Here is a 15963-nt window from a genome sequence, read left to right on the forward strand (position 1 = left end):
CGCTGCTCCCACTGCGCCCGCCCGCGAGCGTCCAGTTTGACGAGGAACGGCTGCGAGTCGAGCGCCACCGGCGAGCGCGGCGGGTGCAGCAACCCCGTGACGTAGAGGTGTCCCTCCGGGTCCGCCGCCACGCCCGAGGCCTCCCCCGGCTCCTCGTGCGCATACGTCCACAGGTAGCCGCCCTTCGCGTCCACCTTCACCAGCGCGGGGACTCCGCCGAGCTTCGCGTCGGGCAGCGTGCCCGCCAGCACCACGTTGCCCAGCAGGTCCGTCTCCACGCGCCGGAGGACGAAGTCGGGTGAGACGCCGAGCGCCCCCAGGCTCCGGGCCCAGAGGAAGTCTCCGTCCCGCCCCAGCTTGAGCAGGAAGCGCCCCGCCGGCAGCGGCCCGCCGCCCAGGTCCGCGCCCTCCGGATTGCGACCCGCGACGAGGACATGCCCGCGTGAGCTGACGGTGACAGCCTCCGCGAAGCCTGGCAGGGAGGCGGACCACATCCGCTCGCCGCCCGTGCCGTACTTCGCCACCCCGAACCGCTGCGACGCGGGAGTACCAGAGCCTGGCACCAGCAGCGGCCCGAAGAGGTCCGCCACCGCAGCCTCCGAGTTCAGCGCCAGCACCACGTTGCCACGCGAATCGTGCGCGAGCCCCGCGGCGCTCTCCCGTCCCGCGCCGGTCAGCGAGCGCAGCCAGCGCGTTCTTCCCGTCAGCGGCTTCGCCTTCAAGGAGCTCGCGGCGGCGGGCGGCGCCTCCACGGAGGGGCTCGGAGCCGCCAGTTGCTCGGGCCGCTCGCAGGCCACGGCCAGCAACACCCACGCCCAGCAGGCTCCCCAGCCCCGTGCGCCATGAGACATCGCGTCGTGCCCCCACCCGCCTCATGGAAACTCGAGGAAGCGACGGCAGGGTGGGGATGCGACAGGACGAGCGCGAGGTGCCCTCAGGTCCGAGAAGATGGCACGCCGCTGGACGGCGAGCCCATGCGTGGGCTCCAATCCCCCGGGTGATGACCCAGGACGAAGTGACGAAGGTGCTGGCCGAGGCGGAGTTGGTGCCGTGCGCGGAGATGGCGCTGGCGGACGCCCGGCGGCTGGTCGATGCATGTCTGGAGGCGGACGTCCCCGCGCTGGTACACCGCGAGGCGTGCGCGAAGCCCGGGTGCAGCCCGAAGTTCCAGGTGCTGGTGCGTCCCGAGGACGGCGTGCGTGTGGCGACGCTGCTCCAGCAACGTTGGATGGACAGCATCCAGCGCGAAGGCGTGCTGGCGGACGGCGCCTCGCCCTTCGTGCTGCCCGCGACGGAAGACGGTGAGCCTCCCTGCCCCGCCTGCGGCACCGTGGCGCCCCTGGTCGCGGGCGCCTGCGCCGACTGCGGTCTTCAGCTCGAATAGCAGGCGGGCGTCGTCTGCGAGCGACGCTGTCGCACCCTATCCTTCCCGGGGAAGCCGGGACGGAATCCCCCGAGCGCGGCCCCGCGCGGGGTCTGGCAGTGGAGGACACGGATGGAAGTCAAAGGCGTGGCGTTCCTGGCTCGGCAGCAGATGACGGTGCAGTCCCACGGTGAGCAGGCGTGGAAGGACTTCATCGCGGACATCAAGAAGCGCGAGCCCGTCTTCACCCTGCCCATCCTCCCCGTCACGCGAATCCCGGTGGACGCGTTCCTGCGATTCAACGAGGAGCTGCTCCAGCGCTTCTACTCAGGAGACCCCAACGCGTGGTGGCAGTTCGGAATCAAGTCCGCCGAGTACGCGCTGGGCCAGGGTCAGCTCAAGGCGATGTTCAGCCCCGGGGACTTCCGCCGCTTCCTCTTCTTCACGCCCGGCATCTGGAAGGGCTACTTCACCGAGGGCGAACTGGAGGTGCTGCCGGGCCAGGGCCACACGGACCTGCACATCATCAAGGTGCCCAAGCCGCACGTGTACTTCGAGCTGTCGGTGATGGGCTTCGCGTGGGGCGGCCTGACGGTGCTCGGCGCGAAGGACCTCAAGCACGAGGTCCTCAAGGGCTACACCCGGGGAGACCCGGATGTGCTCTATCGCTTCAACGTGAGCTGACCTTCCGCGGCGGCGGGAGGCAGCACGTCCAGCCGCAGGTCCGCGACAACGGGGTAGTGGTCCGACGCGGAGACCTTCAGCACGCGGCTGGCCACGGGCGTGAAGGCCTCGCAGGCCAGCACGTAGTCGATGCGCAGCGTGGGAAGGAACAGGGGCATCGGGTAGGTGCCCCTGGCTCCACCGGTGGCGGCGACGACGTCGCGCATGTCCCGGCGGAGCAGGCGCACCGAGTGCGAGTCCGGGTCGTCGTTGAGGTCTCCCAGGAGCAGGCGTGGCCGGGAGTCCTGGGCGAGCAGTCGGGCCACGTAGGCGCTCTGGCGCAGGCGCGTGGCGTTGTTGAAGGGGCGGCGGATGAGGTGCGTGAGGTAGACGCTCACCTCGCGGCCATCCACGGACACCACGGCGTGCGCGAGCGTGCGCGGCTCCGAGCCCGAGGGCACGGGCAGCGGGTATTGCGCGAGGGTCTCCAGCGGGAAGCGCGAGAGGATGGCGAGCCCGTAGGCGCCGCCGTGCAGGTCCGTGGTGCGGAAGTGGGCGTGGTGAGGCAGGCCGGTGAGGCGCGAGAGGGCCTCCACCTGGTCGATGCCACCGGCGCGCGTGGAGCCGACGTCGACCTCCTGGAGCGCGACGAGGTCCGGCACGGAGGCGCGGATGACGCGGGCCACGCCGTCCAGGCCTCGGGCACCGGACTGGATGTTGAAGGTCATCACCCGCAGCGTCCCCGGCTCGCGGTGCACGGCGGCGAGCGGGACTTCCGGGGGCAGGAGACCGGGGCCTGTCGCACACGCGAACGGCCCCAGCACGAGCAGCAGGGAGAGGAGGCGGAGGTGCATGGAGAGCGAGGGCGGGATGTTAGGCCGCTCCGTCGCCCCCTGTCTCCCCGCCCCCTCGGTGCCTGATTGAGGAGCAGCCGACCGCTTACGCGTCGCGGCGACGCAGACGCGCGCCGAGCAGCATCAGCACGGCGCCCAGCAGGGGCGCGCCACCGGCCGCGGCGCAGCCACCGCCGTCGTCCTCTTCACCACCACCGCCACCGTCGCCGACCTTCACCTTGAGCGTGGTGACGGCGGAGGCGTCACCGGTGTCCTCGCCGTTGCCGTTGGTCGAGTTGCCCGCGCCGAACAGGGTGAGCGTGGTGCCGGTGGACGGGGCGACGAGGGTGAAGTCGAAGCGCACGGTGCCGCTGGTGAAGGGCTTGGGCTGGGTGTGGGTGATCTCGCCGGAGACCTTCTTCGAGCCGGTGCCGGGGTTGAGGGTGCCCGCGCCATCCAGGGACACGTCGAAGCCGCCGCGAACCGCGGGGCCGCCGGTGATGACGAAGGCGTAGGTGCCCGTCTGGCCGGGCTCCAGGGTCGCGGGGCCCTCGATGGACACGGTGGGCACGGCGCCACCGATGGAGTGGCACATCGAGCTCGCGCACGTCAGCGAGCTGTCCTTGCCGCTGTAGCCCGTCTGGCCAGTGGCGTAGGCGAAGGCGGAGCCGGAGACGAGGCACGCCGTCAGCGCACCAGCCACTCCGAGAGACGGAAGAATCGACCGCATGAAGCCTCCAGGTGGGAACACCCGTGGAAAAATGGAGAGCACTACATAGCGCGACGCGCCAACGCTTCCCAGCATCCCCCAGGGTGTGACGCTCGCGTTGCATCCCCGCGAGACGACTCCAGATTCCCGGTACAAAGGGTCCGCGGCGACCCGTGATGCCTGCCTGCTCACGGGTGATACGGATACCGCTCCACGCGTCCATCAGGAGAGACCGCGTACAGCTCGAACCAGTCGGTCTCGAGTTGGACGCCGGGGCCAAATCCCGGGCACAGGTCCACGCGTCGGTTGACGCGAACGAAGTGCCAATCGTCCTTGCGCGCGACGAGCACCTCCAAGGCGCGGGGTGAGAACGCACACGAGCGCCCGGCCTCCTTGGGAAAGTGCTTCAGCACCTGCGTCAGCACGGAATGCGCGGCGAGGACCGCGGACCCATCCAGGGTGGCCAACGGCTGAAGCTCTTCCTCGGGCCAGGGGATGGCTGACCTGGCTCCGAACCCGGCATCCGTCGTCCCCGCGTCGGCCCGCGCAGGTCCTGGCGCGACGACACGAACTCCCGCGTCCAGCTCCCCGGCATCCGCGCGAGGAGGGAGCGCGCCACCATCCGCCAGCAGCGAGACGAACAGGATGACGAGCTGCGGATTGGGCATGGCGCACCTTCTACGGACGCGGCGTGCATACGAGAGGCGCCCCTACCAGGGAGGACGAGGCGCTGTAGTTCCTCAAGAGCGTCCGGCCCCAGGCCAACTACGGATCGTCCAGCGCGTCCAGGTGTGTCTGCGCGATTGCACGATAGTGGGGCACAACCTCAACCGCGAGGACATCCAAGAACGGCTGGCGTGCGCCATCCATGTCGCCGGCGTCCTGGCGGTTGGCCGAATCGACGATGGCGCGCGACAAGCGCCGCGACCCGACGCGGATGCGGCTGGCAACCTCGTCCAGCAACGCAACGGCGCTCGGCACCTGTTGTAGTGCCCTCTCTGCTTCACCTGGTGGAATGGCGACCTGCGGAGCGGCGCGCCGGAGGATTGCCCGCGTCTCGTCGGTAAGCGTGAACGGCTGTCCTTCGGAAGTACGGCGCGCGAGGCTCCGAACGTCGTCCCAGTTCAAGTCTTCTGGCATTCGACTGGAGACAACACGTCTCGCTGTCTGTGCTGCAAGTGCAAGGAGAGCACAGCGGCAAGCGCGGCAAGACTGGCGGACTTCCTGGCGGCCATGGAGTGAGAACCTACCCGGCACACGGCCCCCCTCACACCCGAGGCGCCACCCCGAACAAGCACAGGTAGGCTTACCTGCCACCCCGCTTCACCCTGCTCGCGCTCGGAGAATGGAAACGGGACAGGCGCTCGGCCCGAGAGCCGGCGGAACGAATCGCGCAGTGCCTCGCGCCCTGCTCCCGAGCGTCTCCGTGACACACCACCACCTGCTTCGTGTCCCATGCGAGGCCCCCACAGCGTGAACGACCTGTCCGGGGACGAGCCGAGGGACGTCCTGGGTCGACGGGAGCGTTGATTTCCGGGTGGCCCCAGCGTAGGCAACCGTCCTCTTTCAACGACTTTGAAAAGGTGCTCAGCACATGGCCGATAAGCTCACGCCCCGAGAGAAGGGCTTTTCCGAGTGGTACGTCGACCTGGTCCAGAAGGCGAAGCTCGCCGACTACTCGGACGTGAAGGGCTGCATGGTCATCCGTCCCAACGGCTACGCGCTGTGGGAGAACATGCAGCGCGTCCTGGACAAGATGTTCAAGGACCTGGGCCACAAGAACGCCTACTTCCCGCTGCTCATCCCCGAGAGCTACCTCAAGAAGGAAGCCGAGCACGTCGAGGGCTTCAACCCCCAGCTCGCCGTCGTCACCCACGCGGGCGGCGCCAAGCTCGAGGAGCCCTACGTCATCCGACCCACGTCGGAGACCATCATCAACCGCAGCTTCGCCAAGTGGGTGCAGAGCTACCGGGACTTGCCCCTGCTCATCAACCAGTGGGCCAACGTGATGCGCTGGGAGATGCGCACCCGCCTGTTCCTGCGCACCACCGAGTTCCTCTGGCAGGAAGGCCACACCTGTCACGAGACGGAAGAGGACGCGGAGAAGGAGACGCTCCAGATGCTGGAGGTCTACCGCACGTTCTCCGAGGACTACATGGCCATGCCCGTCATGACGGGCCGCAAGTCGGAGTCGGAGCGGTTCGCCGGCGCCCTGCGCACCTACAGCATCGAAGCCATGATGCAGGACAAGAAGGCCCTGCAGGCCGGCACCAGCCACAACCTGGGCCAGAACTTCGCCAAGGCCTTCGACACCAAGTTCCAGGGTCGCGACGGCCGCGAGCACTTCGTCTGGCAGACGTCCTGGGGCGTCTCCACGCGCCTCATCGGCGGTCTCATCATGACCCACTCGGATGACTCGGGGCTCATCGTCCCGCCGAAGCTCGCCGCCACCCACGTGGTCATCATCCCCATCTTCGGCAAGGCGTCCGACACGGAGAAGGCCCAGGTCCTGGAGAAGAGCCACGCGCTCGCCGCCGACCTGCGCAAGTCCGGCCTGGGCGTGGTGGTGGACGACGACGACAGCAAGGGCCCCGGCTTCAAGTACTTCGAGCACGAGCTGGTGGGCACCTGCGTGCGCATCGAGATTGGCCCCAAGGACCTGGCCAAGGGCACCTGCGTCATGGTGCGCCGCGACTTGAAGGTGAAGGAGTTCATCCCGCTGGGCGAGGCCGCCGCCAAGGCCCAGTCCATGCTGGACCAGATGCAGAAGGACCTCTTCCAGAAGGCCAAGACGTTCCGCGACGAGCACACCTTCGAGGTCAACTCCTACGAGGAGATGAAGGAGAAGGCGGACGCGGGCTTCCTGCTCGCCCACTGGAACCTGGACGCCAAGGTGGAGGCGCGCATCAAGGAGGAGACGGGCCTCACCACGCGCAACCGCCCCTTCGCGCTCAAGCAGGAGCCGGGCAAGTGCGTCGTCACCGGTGAGGACTCGCCGGGCCGCATCGTGTTCTCCAAGGCGTACTGAGCCTTTCGCGCGAGCACTGATTCACGACGAGGGCCGTGGAGGGACTCCATCAGTCCCCCCTCGGCCCTCTGTCACACCTCGAAGGGCGTCTCCCGCTCGAACTCGCGGCTGGGGACTCCAACGATGGAGTAGTTGGGCGACTGTATCGGCGGCATGCGCCGGACGATGCGGCGGTGGAACGTGCGGTGGCTGCCCCGGAACTTCCCGCTGTTGTAGACGCGCAGCAGGTTCGCGGTGAACAGGCCGTTGAAGGCTCCGTCGCTGGAGAGCTGGTTGTCCTGGCACCCGGAGATGAGCAGCACCGTCGCCTTCGTCCTGGCGATGGGGTCCTCCTTCGGCAGGCCCGCCATGACGTCGTCGTAGAAGGCCTTGTTGTCCCGGTACGTGCGCAGGGCAATCGCCGTGGGCAGGTCCTTGAAGCGCCGCTCCCCCGGCGACGGGTCATGCAGCGTGTCCGCCAGCATCTCCAGGCTGCCGCTGCTCCTCAGCGCCGAGTACGCCACCCGGCTCACCGTGCCGCTGTGACAACTGTCGGAGAACATCAACACGCGCACGCCCTGCTTCAGCTTGGACAGCGCGAAGTGGAGTTCGTCGTCGATGAGCTCTCCGTCGAAGAGCACCCACGTCTCGTCCTGCGCGTCCGACTCGTCGCTGTTGCGGTCCGGGAGCTGCCCGCCGTGTCCGGAGTACGAGAGCAGGAACAAGTCCCCGGGTTGGAGCACGCGGGATGCCTCGTCCAGCTCCTTCAGGATGCGGCCCCGCGTCGCGTCCCGGGTGAGCACCTTGCGCACCGTGGAGAACTTCCGCTCCTTCGCGATGGACTCCATGTCCTCCGCGTCCGCCTCGCAGGCGGTGAGCGTTCCATCCCAGCCCGCGTAGTGCGCCGGGTCCACCGAGTTCAAACCGATGTTCAACGAATATCCCTGAGCCATGAGTGACACTCCTCCTGTCACCGGAGGGAGCGCGGGACATCCAGGTGTGAGCACGGGGACATCGAGCCTCCCCGCTCGGCCCGCGTCCGCTCAGCCCACCTCGCGCAGCGCCTGCTTGCCGGGGACGAAGGTGGCCACGGGCTCGGCCTTGCCCGCGACGGGCAGGAGTTCGGCGGGCTCGAAGCGCAGGGACGCGTCGTCCTGGCAGAAGCGGCGCGTGGCCTCCGACACCAGCATGGGCACGCCCACCTTCTTCGTGAGCCCTTCAATCCGGCTGGCCAGGTTCACCGCGTCGCCAATCACCGTGTACTCGCGCCGCTGCGAGCTGCCCACGTCCCCCACGACGACGCGCCCCGTGTGGATGCCGACGCCGATGCGCAGCGGCTCCTCACCGCGCGCCACGCGCTCCGCGTTGAGCGTCTCCAGCGCCTCCAGCATCGCCAGCCCACACGCCACCGCGGCCTTCGGGTGCCCCGGCAAATCCAACGGCGCGCCGAAGTACGCGAGGATGCCGTCGCCGATGAACTTGTCGAGCGTGCCTCCATGGCGGAACACCACGTCCACCATGCGCGACAGGTACTCGTTGAGCAGGGCCACGACTTGAGGGCTGTCCAGGCGCTCGGACATGGAGGTGAAGCCTCGGATGTCGGAGAACAACAGCGTCACCTCGCGGTGCTCGCCGCGTCCAGCCTCGGTGCCGTGCTGGGCAATCTGACGGGCGACCTCCGGAGAGAAGTAGCGCCCCAGCCGCTCCAGCCGCACCTCCTCTTGCGCCACCTGCGTCACCAGCCCCAGCACCTGCCGGCTGATGAAGGCCGCCGCGAGCGCGCCCAGCGTCAGCACCAGCACCATGCCCGGCAGGAACGACTGCCACTCCACCTGGGCCTGGAACACCAGCATCTTCTCCAAACCGATGGCCACCACCGTGGCGAGCACGACGATGACTCGCGACAGCGTCACCAGCGACACCAACACCACGAGCACGATGTACACGCCCAGCGTCAAGAGCGCGGTGGGCACCGCGTTGTCGTTGCCCGCCGTGCCGATGGCCAATGACTGGAGGGCGAAGACAGCGGGCATGTCCAGGAAGACGAGCCCGAGCGCCGGACGCCGTCCCAGCCGGGGGAAGCGCCGCGCGCCGGCCCACAGCAGCACCGCCAGCGCCAGGTACGCGGCGAGCACTCCAATCGGCGTGCGCCAGTCGAACAGCCACGACATCACCAGCCAGCTCGCCGCGCCCGCCGCGCGGACCCGGTTGAGCCACTCGCCCACCTGCGCGCGCCAGCCCTCCAAGCGTCGCTGGAGCGTCTCCTCGACATGGGAAAGCATCCGCATCAACCCGCTACGCTAGCCCACCCCACCACCACCCTCCAGGGACGCACCGCCATGCGAGCCTCCAGGCCCGCCTGCGGTATCTTCCGCCCCAGGTCATTCATGGCGAGCATCGGTCACGTGGCGGTGGGCATGGCCCTGGGGCGGTACGAGGCGAACGGCGGGTCGACCCGTCGACTGCTCGCCTCCATGGCTCTCTTTTCAATGCTGGCCCTGCTCCCGGACGCGGACGTGGTGGCCTTCGTGTTCCGCATTCCCTATGCGGCGCCGTGGGGACACCGGGGCGCGTCACACTCGTTCGTGTTCGCGGCGGCGGTGGCACTCATGGTGGCCGCGGTGGCGAAGTGGGCGAAAGCGCCTGTGGGACGCTGGGGTGGGCTCGCGTTCCTCGCGGTGGCGAGCCACGGGCTGTTGGACTCGCTGACGGATGGCGGCCTGGGCGCGGCGCTGCTGTGGCCCTTCTCGAACGCGCGGCTGTTCGCCCCCGTGCGTCCCCTGCCGGTGTCACCCATCGGCGCGGGCATGCTGTCGTCGCGCGGCCTGTACGTCGTCGGCGCGGAGCTGCTCGCCTTCATCCCCTTCTGGGCCTACGCGCTCTGGCCGCGCCGGTCCGCGAGAAAGTCCTGAGTCATGCGCCTGTTCACCGCCGTCACGCTGGGGGCCACCATCGAGGCCCGGGTCGCCTCCGAGATGAAGCGGCTGCGACAGCTCGCCAACCACGCCCGCTTCGTGCGAGTCGAAGGCGTGCACCTCACGCTCGTGTTCCTGGGCGAAGTGGAGTCCTCGCGACTGCCCGCCATCCGTGAGGCGCTCGCGTCGGTGGGTCCCCGGCATGCACCGTTCACACTGTCGGTGGGCGAAGGCGGCACCTTCGGGACACCCACGCATCCGCGCGTGCTCTGGGCGGACGTGCACGGAGAGACCGACGCGCTCAAGGCGCTCCAGGCGGACACTGCGGAGCAGTTGCTGCCGCTCGGCTTCGAGTCGGAGTACCGCGACTACGCGCCCCACCTGACGCTGGCCCGGAGCTCCGCGTCCTCTGGAGACCCGGCGCTGCTCCAGTGCGTGAAGGCGCTGTCCGGTACGGACCTCGGTGAGGGACGCGTGGACCGGCTCGTCCTCTTCGAGAGCCGTGGCCCGGAGTACCACCGCGTGGCCGAAGTGCCGCTGACGCGTTCCGCATAACACTGGCATCGGGACTGCACTCAGCGTGCGCTGGCGCGACAAGCGCTGGAAAGGACAGGGTCCATGCGGTGGCTCGTGCTGTGGGGGGTGTGGCTGTGGGGACTCGGCGCGGTCGCCGCGCCTCGGGAGGGACTGGAGGCCAATCTCATGACGGGGGACGTCGTCCTGCACACGTCGCGCTCGCGGCAGTCGAAGGCCATCCAGGCGGCCACGCACAGCCCGCTGTCCCACGTCGGGCTGGTGGAGGTGACGAAGCAAGGCATCTTCGTGGTGGAGGCCGTGCAGCCGGTGCAGCGCGTCCCGTTCGCGAAGTGGAAGGCGCGCGGCGTGAAGGGCCACATCCTCGTGCTGCGCCCCAAGGGACTGACTGTCGAGCAACGCCAGCGCGCGCTCGATGCCGCGAAGGCCCACCTGGGCAAGCCGTATGACTGGCTCTTCGGCTGGGGCGACGAGGCGATGTACTGCTCGGAGCTGGTGCGCAAGGCGTACGCGCGGGGCGCCGGGGTGGAGTACGGCACCCTGGAGAAGCTGGGCTCGCTCGACGTCGCGGGGCTGGAGCAGCAGATGCGACAGCGCTACGGCACCCAGGTTCCGCTGGAGCAGGAACTGATAACGCCCGCCAGCCTCGCGCGTGATTCTCGGTTGATGGTGATTCACTCGGATTTCCCGAGCGAGCGCGACCCGGGGCCCTGAATATCCACGGGTGTATTCAACCCCGACGCGGAGAAGATGAGCCGGGCCCGGAAGCACGGGTACAATTCGGAGCATGCGACGACTCCTGCTCGCCGTCCCCCTCATCCTCTTCGCCGGTTGCAAGAAGGAGGTCACCCAGGGCGCCGTGAAAATCACGGTGACCTACGACCGCTTCCTGCCGGGATGCCTCCGAGTGGAAGCGCTCGATGTGGCCAGCGACAAGAGGCGCGTCAAGGACGTCGTGGACGCGGAGGTGAAAGGGACTCGCGCCGACGGTGGCAGCATGACGGTGGCGCTGGTGCCGCCCCTGGACTGGGGAGCGTCCGTGGAGGTGCGGGCCACCGCCTTCGAGAAGTCCTGCGATGGGAAGGCGGTGGTCTTCGACAGCGAACTCGTCACGGTAGCGGTCGACACCGTGCCGTCCGTCACGCTGTCCCTTCAGGCCGAGGACAAGGACCAGGATGGCTACGTCTCGGTCAGCAGCGGCGGCACCGACTGTCGGGATGATGTGCCTGGCATCAATCCCGGAGTGACGGAGCTGTGCAACGACATGGACGACAACTGCGATGGCGTCAGCGACACGGACTACTTCCAGTTGGGTCAGGCCTGCACGGCGTCGGTGGACTGCGTGGGTGTGTTCCGCTGCAACCTGACGGACCGCGTCCAGTACTGCGACACCCCGCCCAGCAGGAACGTGTATCGGGACGAAGACGCGGACGGCCACGGGAAGAAGGACTCCGTGCCCCTGGTCGTCTGCGGCAACACGCCCACCGGCTACGTCAACGGCACTCCAGATGACTGCAACGACACGAACCCCAACATCCGTCCGGGGCTCACCGACCTCTGCGACACCGTGGACAACAACTGCGACGGGGAACTGAACGAGGGCTTCCCCACGCTCAACATGTCGTGCTCGGATTCGTTCCAGTGCCCTGGGACGAACCAGTGCAACGGCATCCAGACGGCGGTGGAGTGCGTGACGTCCTCGGTGGCCACGTTCTGGTCCCTGGACGAGGACGGTGACGGCTTCGGGAGCACCACTGGCGCCGTGCAGTCCTGCGTGAAGCCCGAGGGCCCCTACGTCGCGAACAACACGGACTGCAACGACGGCAACCCGCGGACCTATCCCGGCGCGCCCGAGCTGTGCGACGACCTGGACAACGACTGCGATGGCCAGAAGGAGGCCCAGAGCGTCTGCCCGGGTGGAGTGGCTCCCGCATGGACCAGCAAGGATGTGAGCACGGGGGGCGCCCGGGACTGGTACTCGGTCTCCACCTGGACCCGTGGGGGAGTCTGGGCGGGCGGCGACGACAACCGTCGCGCGCGGCTGCTGCCCTCCGGCACGAACTTCACGGTCATCAACGATAACTCCTGTGGAGCCCCCGACACCCAATGGCGCAGCGTCTGGGCCGACCCCTACGACAACGGCCGTGCGTGGCTTGGCTCCGAGGGCGGCAAGAAGGCGCATCAGAGCACCAGCGCCACGGGATGCACGCAGGTTCAGGACGACGACCTCTGGATATACGGCTTGGTGGGACTGAAGACCGACAACGTCGTCACCCTCTACGGGGCCGCCGACAGCTCCGCGGCCAACGAGGGCGCGGCCTTCCGGTGGGACGGGGGCGGCACGGTGACCTACAACCCGACCACCAACGACCTCGGCTTCGTCTATGACATCCACGGCGTCAGCCGCGACCGCCTGTTCCTGGTCGGAAGCTCCACGGGCAACCCCGCCAGTTCGCGGACGCCGCGCGTCTACCGCTTCAACCCCAGCAACAACGAGTGGGTCTCCGAGAACGCGGAGAACAACACATCGGGCGCACGCATCCTCCGAGGCGTCTGGGTGGTGAACGACAAGGTCGCCTTCGCGGTGGGTGATTCAGGGACCGTCCTGAGGAAGCTCGGCGACAACGCCTGGGTCAAACAGGATTTCCCCAGCACCCACAACCTGACCTCGGTCATCGCCTTCGGGGCTGGGTCTGCCTACGCCACCTGCGCCGCCGGCCACATCTACCGGGCCACCGGCACGACGTGGACGCAGATCCACTCGACCAATCCCATCACGCAACTCAACGACATCACGGGCACGGGGCCTGACGACCTCTGGGTCGTGGGCAACAACGGGCGCATCTACCGCTGGCCTGCCTGGCCGCAGTGAGCTGACAGCGGACTCACCCGCCGCGCCGTGCCACCACGAAGCGGCGGGTGAACAGGAACGGAGTCCCCCGCGCATGAGCGGGGTACGCACCGCGCAAGCGCGGCCCCAGCTCGTCCAGGAACGCCTTTCCCTCCTCCGTGCCGAGCGCCGCCAGCACCGGCCGCAGCGTCGTCCCCAACAGCCACTGCAACACCGCGTCCTCGCCCGGCAGCAGGTGCAGGTACGTGGTCTCCCACGCATCCACCGTCATCCCCTGCCCCGCCAGCAGCGACTCGTACGTCTCCAGCGTCTCCACGGGCCGCTTCCTCACCGGCGCAGGCGTCCGGGCGAAGCGCGGCAGCGCCTTCACCTCATCGACGAGGCGGTGCGAGGGCGCGTCGAAGTTGGCCGGCACCTGGAAGGCCAGCACGGCTCCCGGCGCCAGCTTCTCCACCAGTCGCCCCATCAGCGCCACATGGTCCGGCACCCAGTGCAGCGCCGCGTTCGACACCAGTACGTCCAGCGGCACGGGAGGCGTCCACCCCGCGAGGTCTCCCACCTCGAAGCGCACGGTGCCCGGCGCGGGACGGCGGCGCGCCTCCTCCACCATCTCCACCGAGGAGTCCACGCCGTACACCGTCGCGCCGGGCCATCGCTCGGCCAGCACGCGCGTCAAATCCCCCGTCCCGCACCCCAGGTCGGCGACGTGCGTCGGCGCGTCGGCGTCCACCCGCGACAACAGCTCGAAGAAGGGCCGCTTCCGCTCATCCCGGAAGCGCGTGTACTGCGACGGATCCCACATGCCAGCCTCCCGGCGGCGTGCTCGCGCCGCGCACCGGAAGGTCTAACCCACCCACCCGCTCAGCGCTTGATGCGCAGCACCTGGAAACCATTCCCCGCGCTTCCAAAGCCGCTCACGTTCTCCATCCGCACCACCAGCTCCCCGGAGGGCAACACGCCCCACACGTCCGCGCGCGCCAGGTCGGCCCCGCTCATCCGCTCGTGGCGCCGCGCCTCCTGCCATGTCCGCGCATCTCCGCTGGTGAAGAGTCGGGCGGAGACGTCACCCGGCGCCTGCACGTCCCCCGCGCTGAACCAGGCCGTCCCCAGCACCCAGCCACCACCGGGCGCGGCGACCAGCGAGTACGCGGGCCCCGGCAGCTCCCGCACCGTACTCACCCGGCCATCCGCATACAGACGCAGCAGCTTCGGATGCTCGGGCTCGAACAACGTGGACTGCCCGAGCAGCAACGAGCCATCCGCCATCGCCACGCCCGCCACCGCGTTCGCCCCGTAGCCCTGGAGCACCGTCGTCCACGTCCGTCCCCCGTCCGTGGAGCGCAGCACCGCCGCCTGCGTCTTGTTGCTGCCCATCATCGCCCACAGCGCCCCCGTCACCGGGTCCGCGACGAGCGCATAGCCATGCCGGTGCGCGGTGAGCGTGGAGCGCACGGACCAGGTGGCTCCGCCATTCGTGCTCGCCCACACCCGCACCGGCGCGGAGGCCGAGGTGAAGGTCTGGTACTCGAGGAAGAACCACGCGCCGCCCAGCTCCGCGAAGCTGCGCGGCCCCATCGCCCGGTAGCTGCCCAGGCTCACCTCGTCCTTCCACGTCAGCCCGCCATCCGTGGAGCGCTGGAGGGAGTACGCGCCGCCGTGGCTGGCCACCGCCACCAGCGTCCCGTTCGTCATCGCCGCCAGCGTCCATAGATTTCCCCCACCCTGTCCGCGCGCGGCCCAGCTCACCCCGCCATCCGTGCTCGCCATCAACCGCGAGCGGTCGCCGCCGGCCGCGAGTCCATACAGCGTGCCCGCGCCATCCACCGCGAGCAGCTCGTGGCTCGCGCCCGCGCGCACCAGCTCCAGCGTGAAGGGGGCTCCAGAGGGCTGCTCGTCCAGCGCCATCGCCACCCGCGACACGGTGCCTCGCGAGCTCGCGTCCACCGCCTCGCCGTACAGACACGGCGCCTCGGCGCTGCCCTCCGGCAGCACGTCCACCGCGTTGGGATAACCCTTGAACGTCACGTTTCCGGCGAGCGTCACCGCGTCGCCCAGGCCGCCGTCCGCCCCGAGGACGCGCACGCGCAGCTCGGTGTGTTGATTGAGCACCCGCATGCGGTTGTAGAAGATGTACAGCGTGTCGCCGACGCGGGTGGTGGCCGCCTGGAGCGCCCAGTCGCCCGTGCCCTCCACCAGCTTGCGTGGCCCGAAGGACGTCCCGTCGAAGCGCCGGTAATACAGCCGCTCCGTCTCGTCCTTGTAGACCAGGTGCATGCCACCCTTGCCGTCCGCCACCGCGCTCAGCGCCGCGCCATGGTAGATGCCCTCGGAGAAGGCCTCGCGCACCGGCCCCCACGTGTCCACCGGGTCCGCGTCGGAGCGGATGCGCATGCGCGTGGGCACGAAGCCGTCATGCATGGCGTAGACGAAGACGAGCTTCGTCCCCACGCTCAGCAAGCGACCGCCGCCGCGCCGGTTGACCCTGTCCAGCACCTGGGGCGCCCCAAAGCCCTGCCCGCCGTTGGTGGACACCGCCACCACCGCGGTGGAGCCGCCATCCACCTCCACCCGGAAGGCCTGCACCCAGAAGCGCCCCTTCGAGTCGCGCGTCAACAGCGCCCGCGAGTAGCCCGTGCTGTCATCCGCCGCGTCCAGCACGCGCACCGCCGGCTCCGGCTGCCACGTGTCCGCCGAGGACTGGTAGCGCCACCACTGGAACCAGACGTCATGCCGCCGCGAGGGCGCCAGCTGCGGGCCCTCGTACGAATAGACGAGCGCCACGTCCCGCCCCACCGCGACGAGCTCCGCCCGGTCCGTGTGCGTGGAGTCCGGCTGGATGTCCCCCACCCGCCGCACGGTGCGCAGCCCGTCCTCGGAGCGATAGAGGACCAGCCCCCTGCCCTCCGAGCCACCGTGCTGGATGGCCACCAGGAGGCTGGGAGGACGACTTCCACCCGTGTCGACGTGAACGATGTGGCGCTGCGCCGGGAGCGTCAGGGCATTGCCCCCGCTCACCGGAACCAGCGCCGAGCCGCCCGCCGCCAATACCGCGGCGAGCAAGGCCCCAGCCAGCCCTGTCATGAATCCC

At 69.2% G+C, this 15963-nt stretch carries 15 protein-coding genes and 1 pseudogene; 7 read left to right on the top strand and 9 right to left on the bottom strand.

Going from position 1 to position 15963, the window contains the following annotated elements:
• Nucleotides 1-851: pseudogene (locus HUW62_RS11210) on the bottom strand (hypothetical protein); the annotation flags it as partial.
• Nucleotides 852-1000: 149 nt separating this feature from the next.
• Here HUW62_RS11210 and HUW62_RS11215 point away from each other — a divergent pair.
• Together HUW62_RS11215 and HUW62_RS11220 are read left to right on the top strand one after the other, a co-directional pair.
• On the top strand, nt 1001-1384 hold the full coding sequence (locus HUW62_RS11215; RefSeq protein WP_176434416.1) for a hypothetical protein: 384 nt from the start codon (nt 1001-1003) through the stop codon (nt 1382-1384).
• A 111-nt stretch (nt 1385-1495) separates the two neighbouring features.
• The gene (locus tag HUW62_RS11220) at nt 1496-2047 is read left to right on the top strand and encodes a hypothetical protein (protein ID WP_176434417.1); all 552 of its coding nucleotides are present in this window, start codon (nt 1496-1498) and stop codon (nt 2045-2047) included.
• Here the strand turns inward: HUW62_RS11220 and HUW62_RS11225 are convergent.
• The 4 genes from HUW62_RS11225 to HUW62_RS11240 all read right to left on the bottom strand — a co-directional run bounded on the left by HUW62_RS11225 (nt 2026) and on the right by HUW62_RS11240 (nt 4696).
• Entirely contained in the window at nt 2026-2880 is an 855-nt protein-coding gene (locus HUW62_RS11225; RefSeq protein WP_176434418.1) for an endonuclease/exonuclease/phosphatase family protein, read from the bottom strand. The genes HUW62_RS11220 and HUW62_RS11225 overlap by 22 nt on opposite strands.
• 85 nt (nt 2881-2965) lie before the next feature.
• The gene (locus tag HUW62_RS11230; RefSeq protein WP_163864054.1) at nt 2966-3589 is read right to left on the bottom strand and encodes an MXAN_6652 family MXYO-CTERM-anchored protein; all 624 of its coding nucleotides are present in this window, start codon (nt 3587-3589) and stop codon (nt 2966-2968) included.
• Nucleotides 3590-3756: 167 nt separating this feature from the next.
• A complete protein-coding gene (locus tag HUW62_RS48650; protein ID WP_240356203.1) occupies nt 3757-4236 on the bottom strand; it encodes a hypothetical protein in 480 nt (159 codons plus the stop codon).
• A 97-nt stretch (nt 4237-4333) separates the two neighbouring features.
• A complete protein-coding gene (locus HUW62_RS11240; protein WP_368670386.1) occupies nt 4334-4696 on the bottom strand; it encodes a DUSAM domain-containing protein in 363 nt (120 codons plus the stop codon).
• Nucleotides 4697-5162: 466 nt separating this feature from the next.
• On the opposite strand from HUW62_RS11240, the gene proS reads away from it, so the two are divergent.
• The gene (gene proS / locus HUW62_RS11245; protein WP_163864055.1) at nt 5163-6596 is read left to right on the top strand and encodes a proline--tRNA ligase; all 1434 of its coding nucleotides are present in this window, start codon (nt 5163-5165) and stop codon (nt 6594-6596) included.
• A 71-nt stretch (nt 6597-6667) separates the two neighbouring features.
• On the opposite strand, the gene HUW62_RS11250 is transcribed toward proS, so the two are convergent.
• Both HUW62_RS11250 and HUW62_RS11255 read right to left on the bottom strand, forming a co-directional pair.
• The gene (locus tag HUW62_RS11250) at nt 6668-7528 is read right to left on the bottom strand and encodes a caspase family protein (RefSeq protein ID WP_176434420.1); all 861 of its coding nucleotides are present in this window, start codon (nt 7526-7528) and stop codon (nt 6668-6670) included.
• A 90-nt stretch (nt 7529-7618) separates the two neighbouring features.
• Nucleotides 7619-8863 carry an adenylate/guanylate cyclase domain-containing protein gene (locus HUW62_RS11255; RefSeq protein ID WP_163864057.1) on the bottom strand — a complete coding sequence of 415 codons (1245 nt, stop codon included), beginning with the start codon at nt 8861-8863 and terminating at the stop codon, nt 7619-7621.
• A gap of 99 nt (nt 8864-8962) precedes the next feature.
• On the opposite strand from HUW62_RS11255, the gene HUW62_RS11260 reads away from it, so the two are divergent.
• The 4 genes from HUW62_RS11260 (at nt 8963) to HUW62_RS11275 (ending at nt 12896) form a co-directional block, all read left to right on the top strand.
• On the top strand, nt 8963-9487 hold the full coding sequence (locus HUW62_RS11260; protein WP_163864058.1) for a metal-dependent hydrolase: 525 nt from the start codon (nt 8963-8965) through the stop codon (nt 9485-9487).
• Between the two features lie 3 nt (nt 9488-9490).
• Nucleotides 9491-10045, top strand: a complete 555-nt coding sequence (thpR, locus tag HUW62_RS11265; protein ID WP_163864059.1) for an RNA 2',3'-cyclic phosphodiesterase — start codon at nt 9491-9493, stop codon at nt 10043-10045.
• Between the two features lie 63 nt (nt 10046-10108).
• Complete coding sequence (locus tag HUW62_RS11270; RefSeq protein WP_176434421.1) at nt 10109-10738, top strand: YiiX family permuted papain-like enzyme; 630 nt, start codon at nt 10109-10111, stop codon at nt 10736-10738.
• A gap of 73 nt (nt 10739-10811) precedes the next feature.
• Nucleotides 10812-12896 carry a MopE-related protein gene (locus HUW62_RS11275; protein WP_176434422.1) on the top strand — a complete coding sequence of 695 codons (2085 nt, stop codon included), beginning with the start codon at nt 10812-10814 and terminating at the stop codon, nt 12894-12896.
• 13 nt (nt 12897-12909) lie between these two features.
• Here HUW62_RS11275 and HUW62_RS11280 read toward each other — a convergent pair whose 3' ends face one another.
• Nucleotides 12910-13677 (bottom strand): methyltransferase domain-containing protein, encoded by a 768-nt coding sequence (locus HUW62_RS11280; RefSeq protein ID WP_176434423.1) that lies wholly within the window; start codon nt 13675-13677, stop codon nt 12910-12912.
• Between the two features lie 59 nt (nt 13678-13736).
• Nucleotides 13737-15956 (bottom strand): sialidase family protein, encoded by a 2220-nt coding sequence (locus HUW62_RS11285; protein WP_176434424.1) that lies wholly within the window; start codon nt 15954-15956, stop codon nt 13737-13739.
• Nucleotides 15957-15963 lie beyond the last annotated feature (7 nt).

The organism is Myxococcus sp. AM011, from assembly GCF_013372595.1.
GTDB classification, from domain to species: Bacteria; Myxococcota; Myxococcia; order Myxococcales; family Myxococcaceae; genus Myxococcus; species Myxococcus eversor.

What these genes read in the sequence shown, in the direction of transcription:
- HUW62_RS11215 (WP_176434416.1), top strand. Translation starts at nt 1,001, where the DNA reads ATGACCCAGGACGAAGTGACGAAGGTGCTGGCCGAGGCGGAGTTGGTG.
- HUW62_RS11220 (WP_176434417.1), top strand. Translation starts at nt 1,496, where the DNA reads ATGGAAGTCAAAGGCGTGGCGTTCCTGGCTCGGCAGCAGATGACGGTG.
- HUW62_RS11225 (WP_176434418.1), bottom strand. Translation starts at nt 2,880, where the DNA reads ATGCACCTCCGCCTCCTCTCCCTGCTGCTCGTGCTGGGGCCGTTCGCG.
- HUW62_RS11230 (WP_163864054.1), bottom strand. Translation starts at nt 3,589, where the DNA reads ATGCGGTCGATTCTTCCGTCTCTCGGAGTGGCTGGTGCGCTGACGGCG.
- HUW62_RS48650 (WP_240356203.1), bottom strand. Translation starts at nt 4,236, where the DNA reads ATGCCCAATCCGCAGCTCGTCATCCTGTTCGTCTCGCTGCTGGCGGAT.
- proS (WP_163864055.1), top strand. Translation starts at nt 5,163, where the DNA reads ATGGCCGATAAGCTCACGCCCCGAGAGAAGGGCTTTTCCGAGTGGTAC.
- HUW62_RS11250 (WP_176434420.1), bottom strand. Translation starts at nt 7,528, where the DNA reads ATGGCTCAGGGATATTCGTTGAACATCGGTTTGAACTCGGTGGACCCG.
- HUW62_RS11255 (WP_163864057.1), bottom strand. Translation starts at nt 8,863, where the DNA reads ATGCGGATGCTTTCCCATGTCGAGGAGACGCTCCAGCGACGCTTGGAG.
- HUW62_RS11260 (WP_163864058.1), top strand. Translation starts at nt 8,963, where the DNA reads ATGGCGAGCATCGGTCACGTGGCGGTGGGCATGGCCCTGGGGCGGTAC.
- thpR (WP_163864059.1), top strand. Translation starts at nt 9,491, where the DNA reads ATGCGCCTGTTCACCGCCGTCACGCTGGGGGCCACCATCGAGGCCCGG.
- HUW62_RS11270 (WP_176434421.1), top strand. Translation starts at nt 10,109, where the DNA reads ATGCGGTGGCTCGTGCTGTGGGGGGTGTGGCTGTGGGGACTCGGCGCG.
- HUW62_RS11275 (WP_176434422.1), top strand. Translation starts at nt 10,812, where the DNA reads ATGCGACGACTCCTGCTCGCCGTCCCCCTCATCCTCTTCGCCGGTTGC.
- HUW62_RS11280 (WP_176434423.1), bottom strand. Translation starts at nt 13,677, where the DNA reads ATGTGGGATCCGTCGCAGTACACGCGCTTCCGGGATGAGCGGAAGCGG.
- HUW62_RS11285 (WP_176434424.1), bottom strand. Translation starts at nt 15,956, where the DNA reads ATGACAGGGCTGGCTGGGGCCTTGCTCGCCGCGGTATTGGCGGCGGGC.